The 23,284-nt window shown below is 42.8% G+C and carries 21 protein-coding genes; 16 read left to right on the top strand and 5 right to left on the bottom strand.

What is annotated here, in order from left to right:
- Positions 1-16: 16 nt before the first annotated feature.
- Positions 17-919 (bottom strand): TIGR01777 family oxidoreductase, encoded by a 903-nt coding sequence (locus MKY54_RS06265; protein WP_305954012.1) that lies wholly within the window; start codon positions 917-919, stop codon positions 17-19.
- Between the two features lie 48 nt (positions 920-967).
- A complete protein-coding gene (locus tag MKY54_RS06270) occupies positions 968-1,429 on the bottom strand; it encodes a DUF2621 domain-containing protein (protein ID WP_076128197.1) in 462 nt (153 codons plus the stop codon).
- A gap of 172 nt (positions 1,430-1,601) precedes the next feature.
- On the opposite strand from MKY54_RS06270, the gene MKY54_RS06275 reads away from it, so the two are divergent.
- The 14 genes from MKY54_RS06275 to MKY54_RS06340 all read left to right on the top strand — a co-directional run bounded on the left by MKY54_RS06275 (position 1,602) and on the right by MKY54_RS06340 (position 17,139).
- Positions 1,602-2,711, top strand: coding sequence for a deoxyribonuclease IV (locus MKY54_RS06275; RefSeq protein ID WP_036681702.1), 1,110 nt, complete (start codon positions 1,602-1,604; stop codon positions 2,709-2,711).
- A gap of 65 nt (positions 2,712-2,776) precedes the next feature.
- Positions 2,777-3,676 carry a formyltetrahydrofolate deformylase gene (gene purU, locus MKY54_RS06280; protein ID WP_036681703.1) on the top strand — a complete coding sequence of 300 codons (900 nt, stop codon included), beginning with the start codon at positions 2,777-2,779 and terminating at the stop codon, positions 3,674-3,676.
- 175 nt (positions 3,677-3,851) lie between these two features.
- Positions 3,852-4,601, top strand: coding sequence for an SAF domain-containing protein (locus MKY54_RS06285; protein ID WP_076307115.1), 750 nt, complete (start codon positions 3,852-3,854; stop codon positions 4,599-4,601).
- A 12-nt stretch (positions 4,602-4,613) separates the two neighbouring features.
- Positions 4,614-5,678, top strand: a complete 1,065-nt coding sequence (locus MKY54_RS06290) for a hypothetical protein (protein WP_076308597.1) — start codon at positions 4,614-4,616, stop codon at positions 5,676-5,678.
- Positions 5,675-7,120, top strand: coding sequence for an ATPase, T2SS/T4P/T4SS family (locus MKY54_RS06295; protein WP_076128190.1), 1,446 nt, complete (start codon positions 5,675-5,677; stop codon positions 7,118-7,120). The genes MKY54_RS06290 and MKY54_RS06295 overlap by 4 nt, the downstream gene beginning before the upstream one ends.
- Before the next feature lie 12 nt (positions 7,121-7,132).
- Positions 7,133-8,182 carry a hypothetical protein gene (locus MKY54_RS06300; RefSeq protein ID WP_076308596.1) on the top strand — a complete coding sequence of 350 codons (1,050 nt, stop codon included), beginning with the start codon at positions 7,133-7,135 and terminating at the stop codon, positions 8,180-8,182.
- A gap of 11 nt (positions 8,183-8,193) precedes the next feature.
- Positions 8,194-9,063, top strand: coding sequence for a hypothetical protein (locus MKY54_RS06305; RefSeq protein WP_036681711.1), 870 nt, complete (start codon positions 8,194-8,196; stop codon positions 9,061-9,063).
- Between the two features lie 57 nt (positions 9,064-9,120).
- On the top strand, positions 9,121-9,330 hold the full coding sequence (locus MKY54_RS06310) for a hypothetical protein (RefSeq protein WP_076137569.1): 210 nt from the start codon (positions 9,121-9,123) through the stop codon (positions 9,328-9,330).
- Between the two features lie 5 nt (positions 9,331-9,335).
- Entirely contained in the window at positions 9,336-9,479 is a 144-nt protein-coding gene (locus tag MKY54_RS06315; RefSeq protein WP_339189941.1) for a hypothetical protein, read from the top strand.
- 15 nt (positions 9,480-9,494) lie between these two features.
- Entirely contained in the window at positions 9,495-9,875 is a 381-nt protein-coding gene (locus tag MKY54_RS06320) for a hypothetical protein (RefSeq protein WP_076308595.1), read from the top strand.
- Positions 9,876-9,895: 20 nt separating this feature from the next.
- A complete protein-coding gene (locus tag MKY54_RS06325; protein WP_076128182.1) occupies positions 9,896-10,393 on the top strand; it encodes a hypothetical protein in 498 nt (165 codons plus the stop codon).
- Between the two features lie 35 nt (positions 10,394-10,428).
- Positions 10,429-11,067, top strand: a complete 639-nt coding sequence (locus tag MKY54_RS06330) for a hypothetical protein (RefSeq protein WP_076308594.1) — start codon at positions 10,429-10,431, stop codon at positions 11,065-11,067.
- Positions 11,068-11,073: 6 nt separating this feature from the next.
- A complete protein-coding gene (locus MKY54_RS06335; RefSeq protein ID WP_076308593.1) occupies positions 11,074-13,332 on the top strand; it encodes a PKD domain-containing protein in 2,259 nt (752 codons plus the stop codon).
- A 12-nt stretch (positions 13,333-13,344) separates the two neighbouring features.
- A complete protein-coding gene (locus tag MKY54_RS06340) occupies positions 13,345-17,139 on the top strand; it encodes a hypothetical protein (protein ID WP_076308592.1) in 3,795 nt (1,264 codons plus the stop codon).
- Between the two features lie 87 nt (positions 17,140-17,226).
- On the opposite strand, the gene MKY54_RS06345 is transcribed toward MKY54_RS06340, so the two are convergent.
- On the bottom strand, positions 17,227-17,859 hold the full coding sequence (locus tag MKY54_RS06345) for a hypothetical protein (protein ID WP_036681725.1): 633 nt from the start codon (positions 17,857-17,859) through the stop codon (positions 17,227-17,229).
- 303 nt (positions 17,860-18,162) lie between these two features.
- Here MKY54_RS06345 and tkt point away from each other — a divergent pair, with 303 nt between their 5' ends.
- Both tkt and MKY54_RS06355 read left to right on the top strand, forming a co-directional pair.
- On the top strand, positions 18,163-20,205 hold the full coding sequence (tkt, locus tag MKY54_RS06350; RefSeq protein ID WP_076128175.1) for a transketolase: 2,043 nt from the start codon (positions 18,163-18,165) through the stop codon (positions 20,203-20,205).
- A 33-nt stretch (positions 20,206-20,238) separates the two neighbouring features.
- Positions 20,239-20,556 (top strand): pyrimidine/purine nucleoside phosphorylase, encoded by a 318-nt coding sequence (locus MKY54_RS06355; protein ID WP_036681729.1) that lies wholly within the window; start codon positions 20,239-20,241, stop codon positions 20,554-20,556.
- A 1,387-nt stretch (positions 20,557-21,943) separates the two neighbouring features.
- Here MKY54_RS06355 and MKY54_RS06360 read toward each other — a convergent pair.
- Together MKY54_RS06360 and MKY54_RS06365 are read right to left on the bottom strand one after the other, a co-directional pair.
- Positions 21,944-22,156, bottom strand: a complete 213-nt coding sequence (locus MKY54_RS06360; protein ID WP_076308591.1) for a hypothetical protein — start codon at positions 22,154-22,156, stop codon at positions 21,944-21,946.
- A 169-nt stretch (positions 22,157-22,325) separates the two neighbouring features.
- Positions 22,326-23,228: an NAD(P)-dependent oxidoreductase gene (locus MKY54_RS06365; RefSeq protein ID WP_339189945.1), complete on the bottom strand. Its 903-nt coding sequence runs from the start codon at positions 23,226-23,228 to the stop codon at positions 22,326-22,328.
- Positions 23,229-23,284 lie beyond the last annotated feature (56 nt).

Raw genomic sequence — 23,284 nt, forward strand, 5'->3', positions numbered from 1 at the left:
AACGATGAATGTGGCTCTACAATTTTTGTTTTTTCAAATCTTCTAAAGCGACTTGAAGTGTAGGGAAGGTAAAGTCAAAGCCATGATTTAATGCCGCTGCGGGCAGGACGCGCTGACCTTTGAGTAGGATTTCGGATAATCCCCCGACTGCTGTTTTTAACAGGAAGGCTGGCAAAGGGAACCAGTGCGGCCGTTTGTAGACTTTGCCAATCGTTCTGCCGAACTCTTCGTTCGTTACCGGATGTGGAGCAGTCGCATTAACAGGTCCGTTAATCGTTGGATTTTGCGTACAGAAATCAATTAGACGCACAATATCCGTCAGATGGATCCAAGAGAGCCACTGCTTTCCAGAGCCAATGTTGCCGCCAAAACCTAATAAATAAGGCAGCTTCATTTTGGGGAATGCTCCGCTCTCATTGCCGAGCACAACTCCGGTACGCAGCTTGACCACGCGGATATCATGGTAGGTTTCATCTGAAGCCTCTTCCCATGTCTTAACTACTTCTGAAGGGAAATCCATGACCTGGGCTGGTGAGGATTCACTAAAAGTATCCTCTAAAGAGGTACCGTAAATCGCCACGGCGGAAGCCTGAATGATTACGGAAGGTTTTTGCTTCATTTGATCTACTAACTTAGCTGCTGCGGAAACGGTTGCAAGTCGGGACTGCATAATCGCCTTTTTGCCACTTGGACTCCAGCGCTGGCTAAGGGAAGCTCCGGCGAGATTAATTAGGGCAGCTGCATTTTCCACTGGAGCGGGATTAGAACTTAGACTGTCCCAGGTGTGGTAACTCAGCTTAGGATGAATTGTTGTTGCGTCTTTTGGTAAATTCCGACCTACAATAGCAACTTCATTACCTGCTTGCAGCCAGTATTTTGCTAGTTCGCTACCTATAAAACCGGTGCCGCCACATATCACATATTTCAAAGGAGGGCCTCCGTTCTAAATCGTACAATTCATTAAAAATTACTTAAACAAATGCTGGTAAGCAGAGTAATCGATTTTATTCTTTTCGAGAAAATTGATAAGAAAACGGTTATCGCGCCGCGGTGTGGCAACTATGTAACCTTTAATGCAGTGATCGCGAGTAACTTCTTTTGCATTGCTCTCGACGGCGATTTTTCCGATCTCGGCAGCAATAGAATGCTTCGCAATATCACGAAATGGACCAGGTACAGGCTGAACAAGCTGGTCCAAAAAGGCTTTTGTTTCGTCACTCCAGAGCGGGCGGCTACGTTCCACCCAGTAATTTTGCCAGTCTAGCTTTGACTTTCCATCAGCTTTGGGCAGGACCTTTAGGAATTTGCGGAACATAAAAAAACCGCCGATACACATGGAACCAAGCAGCATAAATGTCCAGAAAGCGATAGAGTTCATAAACCAATTGCTCGGTGTGGATAATAAACCAAGTCCTGATTGGATAAACATGCATACACCACCTTTTGGCAATGAGGATTCTCACACGAATTATTCTCATATTAAAGTATAGCTTATTTCCAAAGTTTTGCGAAGCAGAACCCGGCATATTGGCCTCGTCTAGATTTATTTTTCCGATCACGGTAGAATAGGGGTTAATTCGTGAAGGAAAGAGGGAAGAAGTATGCTGAAAATAGGTTCACATGTGTCTTGCTCGGACAAGGGTCTTTTGACCGCAGCAAATGAAGCAAATGAGTATGGTTCCAGCTCGTTTATGATATATACAGGAGCGCCGCAGAATACGCGCCGCAAGCCGATTGATGCCATGTATCCCAACGAAGGGAAGCAAGTTATGAAAGAGAATGGTGTAGAGGAGATTGTTGTCCATGCACCTTACATTATTAATCTCGCTTCCTATAAAGAGAATACGTACCAACTGGCTGTTGATTTTCTGCAAGAGGAAATACGCCGTACCCATGCACTTGAGGTCAAGCATATTGTATTACATCCTGGTGCGTTCACTGATAAAGATGCTGAATATGGTATTCAGCGGATTGCAGATGGCCTGAATGAGGTGCTTGGAGGCACGAATGAAACGGAAGTGCATATCGCTCTAGAAACTATGGCTGGTAAGGGAACAGAGATCGGCCGCAGTTTTGAAGAAATCGCTTCTATTATTGCTAAGGTCGAACATAACGAACGTCTATCGGTCTGTCTTGATACTTGCCACATTCATGATGCTGGTTATGATATCGTTAATGATTTGGACGGTGTTCTCAACAAATTTGATGAGACTATCGGGTTGAATCGTCTTGGTGTAATCCACATTAATGACAGTAAAAATCCATGTGGCGCTCGCAAAGACCGTCACACGCCAATTGGCTCGGGTTGGATTGGGTTTGATACGATTAACAAAATCGTACACCATGAAAAGCTGGAAGGTCTGCCTTTCATTCTGGAGACCCCATGGATTGGTAAAGATGCTAAGACACAACGTCCGATGTATGAGGTGGAGATCGCTTTGCTGCGAGGTAACGTAGCTGAACGCTTTGGACCGGAATTCGTGCAGGATGTTGAAACATTACGTGAATTTTTTGCCAAGCAGGAGATTGATTCCCGTCAATATGTACTTAATGTCTGGGAGCTGCTGAAGAACGATGCCAAAGCTAAAAAAGCTGATCCACGGGAACCACTGGAGCGTCTATACGATGAAGTTGTCGCTGCCCAGCTGTTCCCGCAACTAAGCGAGGAAGCTATTAATCATCGTTTAATTGCTTGGTTAGCAGGCAATTAAGTGCTCGTGAACGCTTAAGCTATACTTCAGATTGCGTATGTAGATGAGAGGATGGGAAGAGGGTCATGGAATTACACGTAAAAAGAAACAATTCGTCAGGTGTCGAGCATTATTCCAACCGGGCACGTATGCTCATTTCCTGTCCTGACGGACCGGGAATTGTGGCGGCTGTATCACACTTTCTGTATCAGCATGGCGCAAATATTGTGCAGTCGGATCAGTATACGATGGATCCAGATGGTGGAATGTTCTTTATGAGAGTCGAGTTTGACCTACCTGAATTAGGCGATCGTCTGGAAGAGATTCGCTCTCAATTTGGCGGAGTGGCGGAGCGTTTTAAGATGGACTGGAAGATTTTTAATGTTCGTCATAAGAAGAAACTTGCCATATTCGTCTCTAAAGAAGACCATTGTCTTGTTGAACTGCTCTGGCAGTGGCAAGCGGGCGATCTCGATGCCGATATTGCCCTCGTCGTTAGTAACCATTTGGATATGAAATCTTATGTCGAGTCGTTTGGCATTCCATTTCATCATATTCCAGTCACTGCGGATACTAAGGCTGAAGCAGAAAAACGCCAGTTAGAGGTCATCGGAGACGATATCGATGTGATTATATTGGCACGGTATATGCAGATTATCTCGCCGTCCTTTATTGAGCATTATCGCCATCAGATTATTAATATTCACCACTCTTTCCTGCCTGCCTTTATTGGCGGCAATCCATACGCCCAAGCGTACCAACGTGGGGTGAAAATTATCGGGGCAACCGCTCACTATGTTACTGAAGAACTAGATGGTGGACCGATTATTGAACAGGATGTGCAGCGGGTAAGCCACAGTGATGATGTTATTGAGCTGAAACGGATTGGGCGTACCATTGAACGTGTTGTTCTGGCTCGTGCGGTGAAATGGCATATCGAGGACCGGATTCTCGTCCATCAGAACAAAACTGTAGTATTTAAATAAAGGTATTCTCCGGTGAAAGCAACGGTTATGCCCGAGGGCTTTCACCGGAACCCTTTAATTTAATAGTTCACTAAATCTCTATCAGGTAAAAAAGCATTTTACCAGCAGCTTGGCTATTTATGCCAAGGTGCTTTTTGTCGTTCTCAAAAATCATGTAGTTAAGGAGGTGGAAGGTTTGGCGTTACAGCGAGGACGTTTGTTAAAACGTAATTATTTTTTCGCAAGTCTCATTTTGATTACTGGATTCGGGGGATTGCTAGGTTATGATCTCTATTTCAAGCCCTACGTGCTTTCCCAAACCGTGGTCAAAGTTAAGGTGCGAGCTGGGGAATCTCTACCTAAAAATTATGAGCTGAAAGCAAGTGATTTGTATCTGGATTCTGTTCAGACCAAGGATATACCCTCTGGTGTAATTACGGAAATCGCACAAGTGGAGTACAAAATTACGAATGTGAATCTGACTAACGGTAGTATTTTGACAGCATCACTGGTGGATGTTAGTGATTTAGAGCCTTTGCAGGATGAAGGTATATTTCCTATTCCGAAGGAGGCTATTTATGCCATCAATGGTTCGTTGCGAAGCCGGGATAAGGTAGACATTTATCTTGTAGAAGGTGAGCGAGAGAAGCAGCGAGAGGCGCTTGATTCAAATACAGTTAAAAAAGAAAACGAGGAACAGGTGAAAAAACAAAGCTTGCTTAGCGATCCTGCTAAAGAGATCTTTTTATCTGGAGTTACCGTGAACTATGTGCGAACAGAAGACAATAATGATGTGCAGGATTCTGAGAAAGGCAACAACAATAACCGATTCACTTCTACTGGCAAGGTGGCGACACCAGAATTGAAGCTGAAGAAAAGTGAGGGTCAACGGCTAGGGCAATTTTTGGAGCAGGGCAAAAAACTGTGGATCGTACGGGTAGAGTAGGGGGAGATTGCCTTGAAAATATTTAGTCTCGGCATAGATCAGTTAACGATTAATGATATCAAAAACGCGGGATTTAATGTAATTACACAAAACGTGTATCCCGATCCGGCGCATACCGAAGGTCATATGTTAATGGTTACTAGTGACCAGGTATCTGTTCAAGCGCTTAGCGAGCTGCGATACAAATATCCAAGCTCTATGATCCTGTATTTATATCTGCAAAAGGGAATTCGCGGCTATCAAGCTGTGCATATGTTATGTGAAAGCTTAGGTCTATATTTTATTCCTCCTCGTTCTACCTCGTCAGCAGTGATAGAGAAGATTCGTTTTATCCTGGAAGAGGATGGCGAGGAACGGAGCAATTTGGTTGGCTTTTTTGGCTCAGGTCCAGGCATTGGCTGCACGAGTGTGGCGAAGCTGTTCGCAAGACGAATTGCTGCGGCAGGTCTACGTGTTCTTGTACTTGGTTTGGATTTATATGACCCCGGGTATGACCGCAAAGCGACGATAAGTCTAGACAAACTGCGCCCCAAGCTTACAGGGAAGATGATTCATGATGAAGATTTCGAGCAATTGATTAGGCAGGATGGCTATTTGTATCTACCGGGGAATTACGACTACTTGAGTGTCCAGGATTATCTGGAGGAAGAGATCGAATATTTCTTGGCTAGAGCTGGAGCAAATGCGGATGTGGTTATTGCTGATTTCGGTTCAATTCCCGAGAGTGCTGCGTGGTATGTCGGTATGCAAAAGTCGTCGTTACGCATGATTGTCACTCATCCTAAACATGAACACAGATTAGAACCTCTATTCGAGCTTGCGGGGCATATAGATCTGCGTCCGCATGATTTCCAGCTGATCATTAACCGCAGTAATGTGGAGGAAATATCTTCGTCCAAAAATATGGTCCTTAGATTTGGCACTGAAATCTTGCTGGAGCTACCGTATTACCAGCCCTTGCAGGAAAGCTTGCCTCTAGGCAAAAAAGAGCTACAGCATGTGGATGATAAGGTACATTCTCTATTGGTGTCGATGGGATTAGCGCCAGAGGCCAAAAAGAAAGGGATATTTCTATGATTGAAACTCTCGCGAGTCGTCCACTCTTTTCTCTAAAACAAAGCGTGCTGCGCACTAGCAAACCGGGCAAGGAAGATTTTTATGCTTTTTTACAAAAAATGAAAACCGAGATGAACGAAGGGTTAGAACGTGAGGATGACGCTTACTTCGAGCTAAATGCAAAGGCATTAATTGGCGATCCGCAGGCAGTTAGCTTTTTTATGAATGAGATTGAGAAGTACTTACGAAAAACACCTTTTACTGGAAAGGTTCCAGAAGCGTACCGAACGGCGGCAGAGGCCCTGTATCACGAGTGGAAGGGTTTTGGACCAGCGTATCGTTGGTTTACTGATCGTGCATACAGCGAGTCAACCGGATTACAAATGATTGGGAAGCAAATTTTTTATAACCATAAAGGTGAGTTTATAGCTTACCCGTATGAGATGCCTTCACTGGATCGGGTGGAGCAGCTGAAGCGTTCCTTGCTAAAAAGTGATCCCAATAAAAAGCTGAACAAGGATAATCCTTCGGTGGAGTTCAAAATGGATGATCCGCTTTGGCCAGGTAGATTTATTCGGCTTGCGATTTGGGTATCACCTAGGGTCTGGGAGGGTTTTACTACGATATCACTGCGGCGACAGGTTGTGGAATTTCTGGATTTGGAGGATCAAGCGGGTACGGAATGTATTCCTGCCGAGGCGGTTGAGTTCATTCGGGCGTTATCGTCCACGTTTCGCAATACCATTATTGCGGGTGCTGTAGGGTCAGGAAAAACAACCTTTGCCAATACGATCGTTGGTGAGCAACTGCTTGGCTCTTCCTCCTGCATGGGAGTAGTGATGATTGAGAAACATCCGGAATCCATTTTACCGTATCAAATTAAAGGGCATCGGATTATTCCAATTCAAGCTGCGAATGAGGAACTGATGGAGGTGGGAGTAGAGTCGCTGCGGCATGACCCAAATATTTTGTATATGACGGAGATGCGTTATAACGAGTGGGAATTTTATTTGTGGAGTGGGGAAAAAGGATACGACGGGATTACCGGAACCTTCCACACCGTGGATTCAGAGGACATTCCTTATCAAGGTGCGTTTGCTGTATCCACAAGAATTGGCGGGAGTCTAAAGGGGCATTTGATCTCTGCGCTGAAATCATGCGAGCTGGTGTTTATTTTGGAGAGTGTCCCAAACGGGAAGAAGCGGCTGGCGCGAATATCAGAAATCTTTTACGAAGAGGATAGAAATTCAGTGTTTGCTAATGATCTTATGCGCTGGGAGCCGGAGGAAATGTGTTGGTCTTATAATGACAAGCTGACGAAAAATCTGATGCTGAAAATGACTAAGAAAAATGCGGAGGCTACACAGATTGTCCAGAAAGAGCTGGGACGACTTGCTTCAACAAAACCAATGGATCAGCCGCTTAAAGAAAGCTTGAAATCTAAGATAGTACTTAATGAGTGAGGAGATACAGCTATGGATTTACTATTTTATATTTTTCGTTTTGTCCTTCATTTATGGATTGTGTGGGGACTGTGGTTACTCACCAAACTGCTCATCGAAAGGCATTTACGGCAGGTAGTCCAGAAATTCGATTTTCGAATTAAACATAAGATGAGTATTTTTGGCAAAAGAGTTAGCTCGGTTAAAAAAAGGCTGTGGCTCTACCGCCATCTGGACAAGCTTCTGTATTTCGTACACCGGAAGTATGAACCGGGTATTAGCGTTATGCGTTTTGTTATGCGTACAGCTATTTTATTTATTGCGGTTTTCTTATCAGGACTACTGACACTTAGTGAGCTTCCGGGGCGGTTGAGCTTTAACAATCCTTTTTTGGAGGGGATTACTTTTAATGAAGGACAGCCGATTCAGGGGGCGTGGAGATTTCCGCTTTTTATAGCTGTAATATCTGCGACGATTCCTTATTTTCGTATGAGATACATCTATGCACAGCGGAAGGTACATGGAAGCTACGATCTCCTCGATGTAGTCAAAATCTCCACCAAATTCACTCATTTGTCGGTAGAGTCGATTCTTGATCGTACAGCGGATTTTCTAACAGATAAAAATGTACTAAAGAGTCCTCTGAAGCTGCTTGGTGCCGCATTTTCTAATTACAGTAATGAGAAGGAGCTTGTTGAGGAGGCAGGGAGATTCTCCAGTGCGATTGGCACCACCTTCGCTTTAGAGTTTATATCAGATCTGCTCTATGCCGAGAAGGAGGGAACCCGTTATTTAAAAAGCTCGCTAATGCTGTTGAATCGTTCTATGGAGCAGCAGAGAGAGACGATTTTAACTGTAAAAGCAGGAAGCAGAGATGCGATCAGCCTTGGCTTATATGGGAATCTTCTGGTGCTGGTATCTACGGTTGGTACCTTTATGTATATGCTGAAGCCCGATATCTATTTTCAACTGCAGTTCGAAACTACGGTAGGTCTTTCCTTTTTGATGGTGATCGTCTCCGGCCTTTTTATCTCTTTTGTGATCAGTACTATTCTTGCCAGGCCCAAACTGGACTACCACTAAGGTGATGAACTATGGATAGATTATTACTACTAATTACAGTGATCGGGATCGTGTATGTCGCATTACTTGTGTTTGTGAGCAGCAGCAGTAAGCAGGAACGATATCTTGTCCGACTGGGCATCCGGTGGAATTCGCTGGGTGAACACGTGCAGAGTGATAGATTTCAGCAATTGTTGAATGAATGCGGTTTATCAATTTCGGCTCGAAAAGTTACGCTATTTCGTTATTCAGCGGCAATCATCTATTTATTTAGCCAAGTCGTCAGCGATTTCATCCGATCTGTTCCTTTTTCATTCTATGACCCTCTAATTGCTCTACTTATTCTCGTAATCAGCAGTCCGATGCGTTATCTTCCGCTTGGTTGGGTGTTGGCGTGGCTTCACCAAAAGACGAATATTCAAAAAGATGGCGAGTTGATCTCCTTCATTCGTCTCTATGAGAATAATCGCCTACGTAAGCGGGGATATGTGCAGTTTGGTGCTTTTTGTGGGAGTACAGCGGGACATTTTCAATATATACGTCAGGATTTGTATGAGCTGTCAGAACGGGCAGTAGATGAGGGTGTGGAGGGGGCGATTGAATGGTTTTGTGCCAAATTTCCGGATAACCATCACTTTATTAATGACATCCGGTCCATTTTGCTGGCGACAGAAGGTATGGATGATGACACGGAAGCTGCAAACTATTTGCGTGAACAAGGCAAGATTATCTCCAAAATCTCCAGCGATCAGTATTTGAAAAAATGGTCTTTCATCGGTGATCTATCGACGATTATTAATGTTATTCCATCGATTGCTACTTTTTTGATGATCGTTGCCATGGCGATGCAGTACATTTTGCTAATCAAAGGAAATTTTAATGGAGTCGGCATGTTCCAATGAAAAATTGTATATTCAACCTTATTTTTAAAACCTAAAATAAAAAGGGAGAAATTAACAATGAAAAAAGACGCTATTTCTACAGGTTTGTTTATCGCTATCGGTTTTTTGTGTGTGGCCATCGTAATTGCCATTTTGATTCCTCTGGTGCGTGACGTGATTAATGCTGCCGATGATAATAGACCGACGATCCCGGGGGTATCTCTAACTCAACCGCTGGATTCCAGCCAGACTGCACTAACTATGTCCATGACTCACGTTTCGGTATAAGTCAGATGAAAAAAGACTCTATTTCCGTCGCTATGTTTTTGGCCATTGGCTTTGTAATTGCGGGGATGTTTATCACGGTAGCTACGCATATGATCGGCAGCAGTCAGGACGATATCATCTCACATACTAAGCAAGTGGAACAGTATTAGAAGGAGGCGTGTCTAATGAAGGAGACCGTCCTCCGGGCATTGTTCATGTGGCTAGTCCTGTTTATTATCCTGCAGCCTATCTTCTCCTACATAGATTATCTGCTAGATTTACAGGTCAAAGCTAATACGTCCTATATCACACAAAAAGCAGCAACAGAGGGGATGGTTACAGCTTCTATGCGGAATGAAGTAGTTTCAAATCTGAAGGCGATTGGATTTTCTGAAGCTTCGATAGAAATTACTAGCAGTACAGACACCGTTCAAGAGCGAAAGCAACGAATTGATGTGTATGTAACCGCGCCGCGGATAAATCTGTTTCCTTATAATTTTTCTACGGTTTCGCAGCCGACTCGATATTATGGGCATGGATCAATTATGAGTGAGTATCTCGATTGACTAAGGGATGAGCGTAATTTATGGATTACATTATTAAGCTGGCATTTGTCCTACTGATCTTTATCTACTCCTGGTTCTTTCAGATCCAGAATCAGGAGTGGGACCAGCTGCGCAGCATGTTAAAAGACGCAAATAATATCGCTGTTCACGATGCCGCACAGGAATTAGATGAGACCGAATTGACTCGTGGTCGTCTGATTATAGATCCCGAAGATGCGTACGATACTTTTCAGCAAACCTTACAGAACAATCTAGGCCTTGATAGCGGCCTTTCCCCCCAAGGGGGCAGTCGTTTTAAGACACAAGTAAAGATTGTGAAGTTCGATATTATTGACGATTCCGATGGCGTGAATTTTCCACTTTTATACGAGGATAGCGAATATGGCATAACCAAATACATCGCAGGTCCTTCGGTTATTGCCGTCATAGAGACGGAACACCCGGTTCTGATCTTCAGATCCAAAACACAACAGCCCATCAGGGTGCCAGCAGTTCAGGAGTATAAGTTCAATAAGTAAGAAAAGCCAATTAAAGAAAAGGGAGAGATTCAGTGATGAAGAAGAACATTTTAAGAGCAGCTTTGACTACAACAATGTTACTTAGCATGGTATTGGGGCAGAACGTGATTACTAACGCAGCAGCGGTTACACCATCAGCTATAGCTACAGCAAAACCTGCTGCTACACCAGCACCCATTATGAGGGATAACTTAAGTAAATATGGTTTGAAAAAGGATTTAGAGTTGCCGGTTACGGTTACGGCGGGTGGGCTTAGTTATACGCTGGAGAAGTTTATGATTTATGATTTCAAGTCAAAAGATGCACAAAATTTAGTGAAACAATTTAAATATGACTCATTTGGAGTAATGGTTAGCAAACCTAAATATTTCATTTGGACTAAGATTACGATTAAGAATAACAGCAATAAAATTGTTAAAAGATCCTTAAATGATCAAAAAGAAAAATGGATTTTAAGTTTACAAGGTAAGGGACAATTAGACCAAATTTGGCCAAAAATAAATGTGGGAAAATTAAATAATAAAGAAGCATTTTATTATTACACTCTTAAGCCAAGTGAGCAATTAACTACTTATCAAGCATATTTATATGATCAGGATTTCAACTATTTTGCCATCCGCTTGTTCCATGATGGCGGATTCGACGAAAAATTTATAGTTAATTCTCCGGAGTAAGTATAAATGAAAAAAATAATCATCTCATGTCTATGTTTTTTATTGCTCATTCAGTTTATGACACCTATTTCAGTAAAAGCAGCCGAGACGAAATTGACCTCGGTTGCTGTCCCAATTACTACAGGTTTACAAGGATCAAACAATGCTGCTAAAGACTTCTATTTGGAACTTCCTAGTGGAGTATCTAGTTCTTCAGTTAAGACAGGTACTTTAAAATATAGTGGATCTAACGAAAAAACTAGCCTCTCTCTTGAGAACGGGAAAATTAAAGTGACATTACAAGGGGTTGCAAATCAAAAATATATAAAAGAGGTTCAGGGATATAGAGCATCCTTTGAGTTGCTATATAGGACCGATATTTATAATTCAATATGGTTATACTCTGACGGAAGAAGATGGCAAATAAATCAGTATGATGAAAAAAGAGATAGTTTGGTGACAGATGATAAAGTTGCAACTGATAGTTATCCTTCTAAGAATCCACCAATAACGGTAGTAACTGCAGGACCTTATCAAGATAAAGATTACCTAAAATGGTATAACGGATCTAAAACTGAGGTTATCGATTCTCAAAATATCATGGAGTCTACTATAAAACCTCAAGTAGTTAAGAAATCTTCTTATGCTCAAGATCCAAAGTTTAAAAATGGAAGAATTATTTTGAACTATACGATTCCTGCAGGAGTACCTTGGGATCCTGAAGATAATACGGGTTTAACTGGAAAAGCGGAAGGACGAAAGTATAAAGCATTCGCATCCTATTATTACACCGCAGACGCTAAAATCACCACCTACAGCTACGGGGGAACAGTCAGCTTTGAATATGGTCTCCCAGATGAAGCTACACTCACAGGTTCTGCAATTCTAGAACAACCTAATCCAAACCCAATTAAGTTTGATAATAAGAATGTGCCAGTTAAAATCGCTTTGAAGGGTGAACTGCTATCCTATAAAGATATTTCGAATATTTCAGAATGGATTTTTTATGCCAAAGAGAAAGGTAATGAAGGCTCACTCCAGACAAAAAAGATGTATACCAAAACTCTAACGGCAAACGAAACTTTCAAGTTTGAAATTCCGAAGGAGAAAGTGGCAGGTAAAAGTAACTACAGTCAAGAGTACGAACTAAGTATAGTAGTGAGATTTAAGAATGAAGTCGTGACCAAAAGAAGTAAGTTCGACTCGTTAAAAGAATCTTTTACAGTCAAAGCAGGAGTGTATACAACCTCAGATCCTCCGGGAGGAGGGTTTCCAGGTCCTACATCACCGCCAGAACTACCGAGAGAGTTAAAACCTCCAGTAGCTCTTATAAATGCACCGAAAACTGTAAAAGCAGGACAAGAGTTTGTAGCCAGTGCAGCAGGGTCGTATGACCCCGATGGTTATATTACGGATTACTTTTGGGATACCCCTAATGCTAAGGGAGAATTGAGCGCTTTGCCAAGGGGAACGGTTTGGTATGATAAAGACCATTTGGGGGAACAAACACTTGCTTTGACTGTAATGGACGATGACAAAATGACTGGAAGTACTAGCACTGAGATTAATGTCATCGAGCCAAAACCAGATGCATCTATCAGGGTAGATGGTACATTAAAGCAAAATCGAAAGGTTATCATACAAAGTTACGTTAGTAGCCCGACCCACTATCCATTAGTAGATGCTAAGACTAAAATCACCATCACAGCCGTATCAGGTGGAACGAATTCTGATATTAAATATAGCGGATCGCTGAACGGAGTATATAGCAAAGATGTGCTATTCAAGAAGCCAGGGAAATATAAAGCAACCATTTATGTGGAGAATACATTAGGGCTAACTGCGAGAAACGAAACAACTTTTGACATAGCTCCAGACCAGAAACCTTTTGCATACTTTACGATGGCTGGAACAGTGTATCGCAATCCTTCAGATGGTAATCAAGCGACCCTATCAATAGATGATATGTCGTACTCACCAGACCAAGATATGGTGGCTCGAAGGCTTTGGGAATACCGCTACGATTCTGATAACAACGGAAATTTTTTGGGTGATCCATGGGTTATTTTTAATAATCAGAATTTAGATCGTTTGAATCTCAAGGTAAAGGAAGTCGGAAAATACGAAGTAAGACTAACTGTATTTGAAGAGTTTGGCCAGCCGACCATCGAGGAGTTTGTGACGCAGGCTGATCGGCAATCCAAAGATTCAGAAGCTACACAAAATGTGATCGAACGGATCTTCACGGTTAAAAATCAGGCACCTGATGTCGACTGGTCATGGTAGAGAGGAATAGAGATGCAGAAATTAAAAAAAACAATTTCAACGTTTATGGCCCTTGTATTACTACTTCTTTCATTCCCTGAATTTTATTCGGGGAGTGTCAAGGTAGAGGCAGCCGGTGACCCAAATATCGTCAATTTTATGGATGTTCGTCTTGAAGGGTTTAACAAAACATCTTCTTGGGACCCAACTATGGGGAATATAGGATCTTTGAATTTGAATATGCCTGCTATGACCCTAACCAATATTACTTTTGATCTAACAACAAGAATACTGCGCTACGATTATGTACCTGATGCGCCTGTAGTTTTAACATCAGGGGATATTAATTGGTACTATGATACGCAGCGTACTAGATTTCTTAATATTTACAGTTATATGTACAGGACAGATGGAAGTGGTAATACTGATTATGCTACTGATGCCTCATGGAGAATTGAAGAAATGCCACCTGTGAAAAGTTCGGATAGTCTTCAGTTTAACCTTGACAGAAATACAACCGCTTTTTATGAAAGTTATGCTTATCCAGCGAAGTATGGCATTCCAAAAGCCCTTAAAGTCGCACTAAGAGCAAGTGATGCGCAACACCAACCTAACGAATGGATGAATGGTTGGCATAACAACGTATATTATGATTGGGTTAACATACCTCTAGTAATAAATTCAGCACCTACGCTCACAGTGACTACACCAAGCGAGCAGCAGCTACTGAATGAGCCAGGATTCAGTGGTATGAATATCGAAGGATATGTTCGAGATGTGGACAATAATGATCTAGTCGTTAGTGCTGAAATTCCTAATGTGTTCTATAAACAAGTCAATGTCCAACAGGCACTGAATAATAAATGGTTTTCCATCCCAATAGATGTTTTGGCAGACGGAATTCCTCCCGGACGACACAATATCATTATCAAGGTTGTGGATCCCTATAATTATAAGGATGAGAAATCGTTGGTCGTTAATGTATCCTATAGGCTTAGGAATAAATCCTTTATATTGATTAACACTCCTATAGACGTATCAACCACATACAAGGACTATGAAGGAGATTCTAAATATCAAGAACGCTATAGATACGACCATAACCCGTATTTCTTCGATAATTCGATGGGTATCATTTCGGATAGTGGGTTATGGCGTTCAGAAAGGTATACCTCCTTTCCATATAGCGGACTCTATAACGCAACCTTTCAAGCACGAGATAATCCTAAAAACGATGACCGATTCGATGACTATCGTTTATGGAGCCGAGATAATTTATCTTCAATGACTTATCATGTTCATCGGAAGCCAACTGCATTGTTTGCTGCCAAACTGGCGTGGGGATCTCTTCAGCTAACAGATAGTTCCTACGATTTGGACCACATCACGGCTGTTAATAAGGGGCTTATAGCTTGGCAATGGCAGTATAAAAAAACTGATTCTGAAATATGGACAGATGGTCAACCGCCAGCTCAATTACCGAGTTCTGGACAATATGACATACGTCTTAGAGTACGGGATGTCGATGGTGAAAATGGGTTAGGGGTCTGGAGCGACTGGTGTGTAAGGACGGTGGGAGCTGCAGGTAATCTACCTCCCGTAGCGTTATTTACTGTGGATCCTAATATTGTTTCCTATCGTAAAGCTACTACCATAACTGACAAATCGTTTGATCCGGATAATGATCCATTAGATGTGTATTACTGGACGGTTATCAAAGACGGTTGGAACAAAGTTTGGGAGCATTGGGGTGGAGCTACAACGCCACCTAATATCGCAGCTTTTGGAATCGGTAATTATCAAATTAGTTTACAAGTGCATGACAACCGAGGATTATGGTCAGATTGGTATCGCCAAAATGTTCAGGTGATTAATCACCCACCCGCAGCAGCATTTAACATGCCAGCTGAAGTATATCGAGACACTGTAATTACAATGGATAATCTAACACCAGATCCTGATGAAGATGGAGATTCGCTTGCTTATTTATGGTACGCCAAACTCAACAATAGTCCTTATTATTATGCTGGCAGTAACCGCAACCAATCTTTGACGATACGAGATCTTATTGCTGGAAACGGAATTTCACCGCAGCAGGCTATATCAGAAGGATGGGAAATGCGCCTTAAGGCAACAGATGTACCTAATCCCTCAAGTATTGGAGCTTTAAGTTCCAATGCAACACGCGTATTTACTGTTAAAAATCATGTTCCAACAGCTGCTATTAATGGTCCATCGGCAGTATTCCAATATGATACCCGACAATATACATCTTTTGATGAGGATGGAGATCCCTCCGACATCGCTAGTCTGCAATACTTCTGGAAAGTAACGGATAGTGATGGCATTACGCAATGGCTTCGAACTCCTAGTATTGATGTTAATTTTCCTGAGTCCGGTATCTATACATTGGAACACTGGGTTATCGATCAGATCGGTGATAAGTCTAATATAGCTACGTTGAAGGTGAGTGTTACTAAAAATCTAGCGCCCTCAATGACATTGATAACCCCGGCGGGAACCGTAACCAATCCATCCGTTATAGATGCCGAAATACAAGGAGATCCATTAATTAAATGGAATTATACAGACCCAGAGAGTGATCCGCAGGAGAAGTACCGTTTAGAATTTTTTTCGAAAGACGGACTCTTAGTTAAGACAGTTGAAAACCTTGACACCACAGGTCAGCTGCGGCAGTATCAACTCCCTAACCATACATTTAATCGATTTGAATACTTCACCGTATATGGGCGGGCTTATTCCAAATTAAGCTGGTCAGAAATATCTAACGAAAAAACGTTTATCATCGACAATCCGCCGCAGCCCGGATTCACACTTATCACGGATACAGGCAGAGATGCTGCCAAAGAGCCGATTTATCGCACGGATCTTCTAAATATCAAGAGCAAAGCGACGGATCCAGACCTTCCAAAAGGAGATACGATCAGCCATAAGTATGATTTGAAATCATCTAACGGGACGGAAGGATTGGCTAGTACTCAAGCTGAATTTACGAAGAAATTCACCTCAAATGGCGTCTTTACCTTGAAACAAACCGTTACGGATTCTCTAGGACTGTATCGAGAGCTATCTCTGAGTATCACTGTAGCCAACCGTAAACCGACCGTAACGATAACGTACCCAACAAGTACTGACTCAAGTAAGCCCATGATCGCAAGTACGCTTACACCAATCATCAAGTGGGATTATCAAGATGAGGATGGAGATGAACAACAGCGGTATAAGGTACAAATTATCAACTTGGCGACAGGGATGGTTAAGGTTCAATCTGGCGAACAAAATTCAAGTGCCAAACAGTGGCAAGTGCCCGCGGGAATATTGGTTGAGAACGAAAAATATGCCGTGGAAGTGGAAGCTTTTGATGGTTATAACTGGAGTAATATCTCAGCGCGTAAATATTTCATGGTTAATCTACTGAGTATTAAAGGTGGGGTCCAGCACACAGAGGAATGGAATAACAACCGTAAAGGCTACAATTTGAACAAGAGCGGTAATGAGGAGAGTCCAAGAGGCTACAATGTGTTTTGGGCAGGTGAGCGATTTATTTTGCAAGGGATAGCAACCGGTCTACCTGATACTGTTGAGGTAACGATGACGGGAGGTTATTCTACGCAACTAAATCCAACGAACAGTGACAAAACCTTGTGGACAGGCGAATTATATGATCCAGCATTTGTGAAACTTCCCGATGGTCCAGTGACCTTTACCTTCACAGCTAAGAATGAGTACAATACCAAAATTGATACAGTTACTGTTGTGATTGCTGGCGATTGGTCTGAATATTTTCGGAACCATCGTGTGAAGTAATGATACATCTACGAATTTATCCTTTTTCCATCTAAAAAGGGCTACGCGGAAATACGATCCGCATAGCCCTTTTTTACGAGCAACAACTTATATAACTCCTTCAGTCCGTTCTTCATTCATTCTCATCATTCTTGTCGCAACGGAAGGGGTATGTAAAGGTATATTCGTCGAACGTGCAGAGGCTCTTTGAGCTCTACGCACATAATAGGATAACTTACCGCTGAATATTTTATGGGAACAGAGTGAAAGAGCGAAATCCTCCGGGGTAACAAAGCAGGAAGGCTTATTCACAGGCTGAACTGCGGTATTTTCAAATAAGGAAGCAACAAAATGAGAGCAGAAATAAGCGTTCTCTCGATCTATTTTAACATTTAGAAGTACGCCGATCAGGCCTAAAAGATGGTATTTATAACGTTCCTGATTTTTCATCATCCCTTGGACATGATTGTACATGGCATCGTATTCTGTTGCACTGACACGTAACTGATAAATAGAGCAATTTGCGCTGCTATAGAAAGGGTGAATGAAATTTTCTTGAATCAGACCCGCGACGAATGGATTGTGCATTTTTTTTCTTCCGAAGCTGTACACCTCACGTAGTTCACTATCAAAGGCGATCGAAGCATGGTTCAGATCAGCTTTTGTAAACCACTTAATGAAACCACTGAAGGCTGTACCTGTACCGGTAAGCACAATATAAACATCCTTTTTCGAAGTCATGTTCAGAATTCCTTTCCACTTGGAGATATTGGATAATGAATGAAAATTTTACTTGAGTAACTCCATCTTACTTTATATTCGAGCATTGTAAAACAAACTTTAGTCGCAATAGAAAACTAGACCATAGGCTAAGTAAAAACCCGTCTCATGACATAGTTACTTTTGCGTATATAAATGCGTAGATATTGCAAAACATAAGCTGTCAAACAAAGAGTTTTTAAAAACAATTGGAATTGCTTCCACACTAGTGATACAATAAGAGTCAAAATGACATTCTTGAGATTTCAGAGGAGGAACTATTAAATGAGTGAACAAGAACAAGCGATCCAGAAGGAAGAAAACTCAACAGTAGATAACCTGTCTATCACAACAATTCGTACTTTGGCTATTGATGCTATCGAAAAAGCGAATTCCGGCCATCCAGGTATGCCAATGGGTTCTGCACCAATGGGCTACCAACTGTTTGCAAAAACAATGAATCATAACCCTGATCATCCAACATGGGTAAACCGCGATCGTTTTGTATTGTCCGCTGGACATGGTTCCATGCTTCTGTACAGCTTGCTGCACCTTAGCGGCTATGATCTTCCTATGGAAGAATTGAAACAATTCCGTCAATGGGGTAGCTTGACTCCTGGTCACCCGGAAGTTGGTCACACAGCTGGTGTTGATGCAACTACAGGTCCGCTTGGACAAGGTATTGGTATGGCCGTTGGTATGGCTATGGCCGAAGCTCAATTGGGCGCAACCTACAACAAAGAAGGACATAACATAGTTGACCACTATACTTATGCTATTTGTGGTGATGGTGACCTTATGGAAGGGATCTCTTCTGAGTCCGCTTCTCTTGCTGGTCATTTGAAACTCGGAAAATTGGTTGTATTGTATGATTCAAATGATATTTCCCTTGATGGTAAATTGAATCTTTCTTTCTCCGAAAATGTAGCTCAACGTTTTGATGCTTATGGTTGGCAAGTTCTGCGCGTAGAAGACGGAAATGACCTTCCGGCTATTGAAAAAGCTATTGCTGAGGCGCAAGCTGAGACTAGCAAACCGACTTTGATCGAAGTGAAGACAGTTATTGGTTATGGTAGCCCTAACAAACAAGGTAAAGGCGGCCATGGCGGTACTCACGGTTCCCCACTTGGAGCAGAAGAAGCTAAGCTGACCAAAGATTTCTACAAATGGGTATACGAAGAAGATTTCTATGTGCCTGATGAAGTTCGTGCACATTTTGCAGAAGTGAAGAAAAACGGAATCGCAGCTAACAAAGCTTGGGACGACAAATTTGCGGCTTACAAAAAAGCATATCCAGAGCTAGCTGCACAATTCGAAACAGTAATCAATGGCGATCTTCCAGAAGGCTGGGATGCTAACCTTCCAACTTACACTACTGAAGATAAAGCAGTATCGACTCGTGTCGCTTCCGGTAGTGCGCTTAACGGTCTGACTGCTGGCGTTCCTCAGCTAGTGGGTGGTTCCGCTGACTTGGAAAGCTCCACTATGACGCATTTGAATGGTTTGACATCCTTCACACCAGAATCTTATGATGGCCGCAACATTTATTTCGGCGTACGTGAGTTTGGTATGGCTGCTGCAATGAACGGTATTGCTCTGCACACTGGTCTTAAAGTATTCGGAGGAACATTCTTCGTATTCACAGACTACCTGCGTCCAGCAATTCGTTTGGCATCGATCATGAAATTGCCAGTAACCTATGTACTGACACATGACAGTATTGCAGTTGGTGAAGATGGTCCTACGCATGAACCAATCGAACAATTGGCTTCCTTGCGTATCATCCCAGGTCTGACTGTTATTCGTCCGGCTGATGCTAACGAAACTTCTGCAGCATGGGCTTATGCTATGGAAAACAAAGAGAATCCGGTTGCTTTGGTTCTGACTCGTCAAAACTTGCCAATTCTTGCTGGAACCGTAGATGGCGTTCGTGAAAACATCAAACGTGGTGGTTATGTTGTCTCTGATTCCAAAAATGGCACTCCACAAGCACAACTTATCGCAACTGGTTCTGAAGTACAGTTGGCAGTTAAAGCGCAAGCTGCTTTGGCAGAAGAAGGCATCGATGTTCGTGTAATCAGCTTGCCAAGCTGGGATCTGTTCGAAAAACAAGACAAAGAATATCGTGATTCCGTAATTCTTCCAGGAGTCAAAGCCCGTCTTGCTATCGAAATGGCACAAACCTTCGGATGGGAACGTTACACTGGTGACCAAGGCGATATCCTAGGCATCACTACTTTCGGAGCTTCCGCGCCTGGCGATAGAGTTATGAAAGAATACGGCTTTACTGTAGAGAATGTAGTTAGCCGTGTGAAAGCACTTCTGTAATTAACTGAATAATCATTAGGGGGAGAACAAGTAATGAGTCAGTTTAACAACGCAACGATCGAAAAAGCAGCCAATGTATATTATGGCGGACAAGTAACCAGCCGTACGGTAATTTTGCAAGATGGATCTAAGGTGACACTGGGCATCATGTTGCCGGGTGTGTATGAATTTGGTACAGATGGTCCTGAAATTATGGAGATTCTGTCCGGCGATCTTAAAGTGCTGCTTCCCGGCACTGAGGTATGGCAGGAGATTAAGGGAGCGTCAACGTTCAATGTTCCTGGCAACTCTAAATTTGCGTTGGAAGTATTTGAAGTAACTGATTATTGCTGTTCTTACCCGGTTCTATAGAAAACAGACTTTTCTAAGGGCTGTCCTATAAGTAGCTTTTTTCTATGAGTGAGACGACCCGGATTCAATTTAAAAATCGTAAAAGTCAGCAAGGCAGCGGTTCTCCTGTTATTGGAGGATCGCTGCTTTTTGTGTTGTTGGTTGGTGATATTGCTTGATGTTCAATTATGTATTCATCATTCTATTTTGAGGCTTAAGGACTCAAATGACGTTAGGGCTGAATCGGATCATCACCAAATTAGCACTGAGTCATAACCATCCCCACCGCGTACGGACCCAGAGGACGCTATTAGCAAATTTATAGCCTTTTGAGCAAGTTTTCGGACTCCAGTGCAACTATTTCATAGAAATAGGCTCATAATTGGCGCTTTTTATGCCAATAGCGACTATGGAGTCCGATAGCATGCCAAATGTGGGATTATACTGCGAATAAGGTCAGCTGAGTCCGAAGGTGCTGTGTCATCACCAACTTGGCACCTGGTTAGCGCCAACCCACCGCGTACGGACCCAGATGGCGTTAGCGCTGGAGCAACACCAATTTAGTACCGGATCACCACCAATCCTACCGCTGTAGCACCTGGTCACCACCAATCCTACTGCTGTAGCACCCGGTCACCACTAATCCTACCGCGTACGGACCCAGATGACGCTATTAGCAAATTTATAGCCTTTTGAGCAGGTTTTCGGACACCAGTGCAGCTATTTCATAGAAACAGGCTCATAATTGGCGCTTTTTATGCCAATAGCGACTATGGAGTCCGATAGCATACCAAATGTGAGATTATGCTACAAATAAGGTCAGCTGAGTCCGATGGTGCTGTGTCATCACCAACTTGGGCACCCGGTTAGCGCCAACCCACTGCGTAAGGACCCAGATGGCGTTAACACTAGATCAACACCAATGTAGTACCGGGTCACCACCAATTCTACCGCTTAAGGACCCAGCTGACGCTATTAGCAAATTTATAGCCTTTTGAGCAGGTTTTCGGACTCCAGTGCAGCTATTCCATAGAAACAGGCTCATAATTGGCCTTTTTCATGCCAATAGTGACTATGGAGTCCGATAGCATGCCAAATGTGGGATTATACTGCGAATAAGGTCAGCTGAGTCCAATAGAGATAGCTGTGTACCGCAGAGGTTACTTAGTTAAAGGAGCTTAAGGTTTGGAGCGAGGGAGAGGTTCCAGAAAATACGGGATATACCGTAGTCATCAAGCGATCATCTTGGTAACCAATTTGCAACTAAACAGCAGCTCACCCAGTGACTCCTCCAGTAACTAAGCAGCAACTAAACAGCAGCTCACCCAGTGACTATCCAACAATTTCTCCAGTATCTATCCAACAATTCAGCGCTCCTTCAGTAACTTTTCTGAAATTATCTAACAACTCATCCAGTAACTTCTCCAGCACTTACCCAACATTTCAGCACTCCCTCAGTAACTTTTAAGCGACTATTTAGCAACTCATCAGTAACTCCACCAGCACCAATCCACCGTTTCATCACTAATACAGTAACTTTTGCGACAAACCAGTACTTCGCGACCTTCTTAGTAACTATCCCACCAACACCACCACAACGTTCTGAGTAACTCCACAGCAACCAATATTTTCTTGCACTACAACTGTTAATTTGGTATTATAAATACACAAACAAACGTTCGTATAATTGGTTTGACAATGGGATTGTCCATAAAGAAAAGACCGCATCGCAATATCATGTGCGAGGCGGTCGTAAATGTTCTTATGAAGTAGGTTTTGAGCTCTTGGATTTATTTATTGGATACATTTGCACCCATCTTTTGGCCGATCCACTCTTCGTAACATTTCACTACGGCAGAGAGATCTTCTTCACCATAACCTTGGGTGAATCCAGCTTGGAACATGCTTTTAGCCAAGCCCAGCATAGGAGAAGGAACGCCTGTTGCATCGCTGTGGGCAGAGGCAAGCTTCAAATCCTTAAGCATTAGAGCGAGGGAGAATTGATTGCTGAAATCATCTTCTATGATTTTACGGCCTTTAAGCTCAGCTTGTTTGCTGCCCGCAGAACCAAGTTGTACCAGTTCCAGGAACTTGTCTGCTGGTACGCCTGATTTAACAGCAATGGCGAATCCTTCGGCTAGGGCAACATTATGAATACCAACCATAGCATTGTGAGCCAGCTTGGCCACAGCGCCGCTGCCGTTCTCACCCATATGTAGCAGCTTCTTACCCAAAGTATCAAAGATATCACGATGTTGTTCTATGACCTCAGCACTACCGCCGACCATGAACACTAAGGTTCCTTCAATCGCTGCCGGTTTGCTTCCAGTTACTGGCGCGTCTAGGAAATGTCCACCGCGCGCTTTCACAGCAGCGGCAATCTCACGAACTAGTCCTGGTGAAATTGTGCTGGAATCAATAATTAGTCCACCAGGCTTCACAGCATCAAGTATACCATCTTGACCATAAAAGACTTCACGAACCGAATCATCATTGCTGATCATGGTAATAATAACATCCTTATCCTCAGCCGCTTCGCGGGGCGTGAGAGCAGTCTGGGCACCTTCTGCTTCAAGAGGTTTACACTTGGCTGCCGTACGGTTGTATACCGTAACCTGAAAGCCGCCACGTAGTAAATTGGAGGCCATAGGCGCACCCATTGTTCCGAGTCCGATAAAACCGATTTGTTTCATTTATATAGCCACCTTCCGTTTTCTTTATTCTATCACGGCACTTTGTCCAGCACCAC

This window comes from Paenibacillus sp. FSL P2-0121, from assembly GCF_037975345.1.
GTDB classification, from domain to species: Bacteria; Bacillota; Bacilli; order Paenibacillales; family Paenibacillaceae; genus Paenibacillus_AQ; species Paenibacillus_AQ odorifer.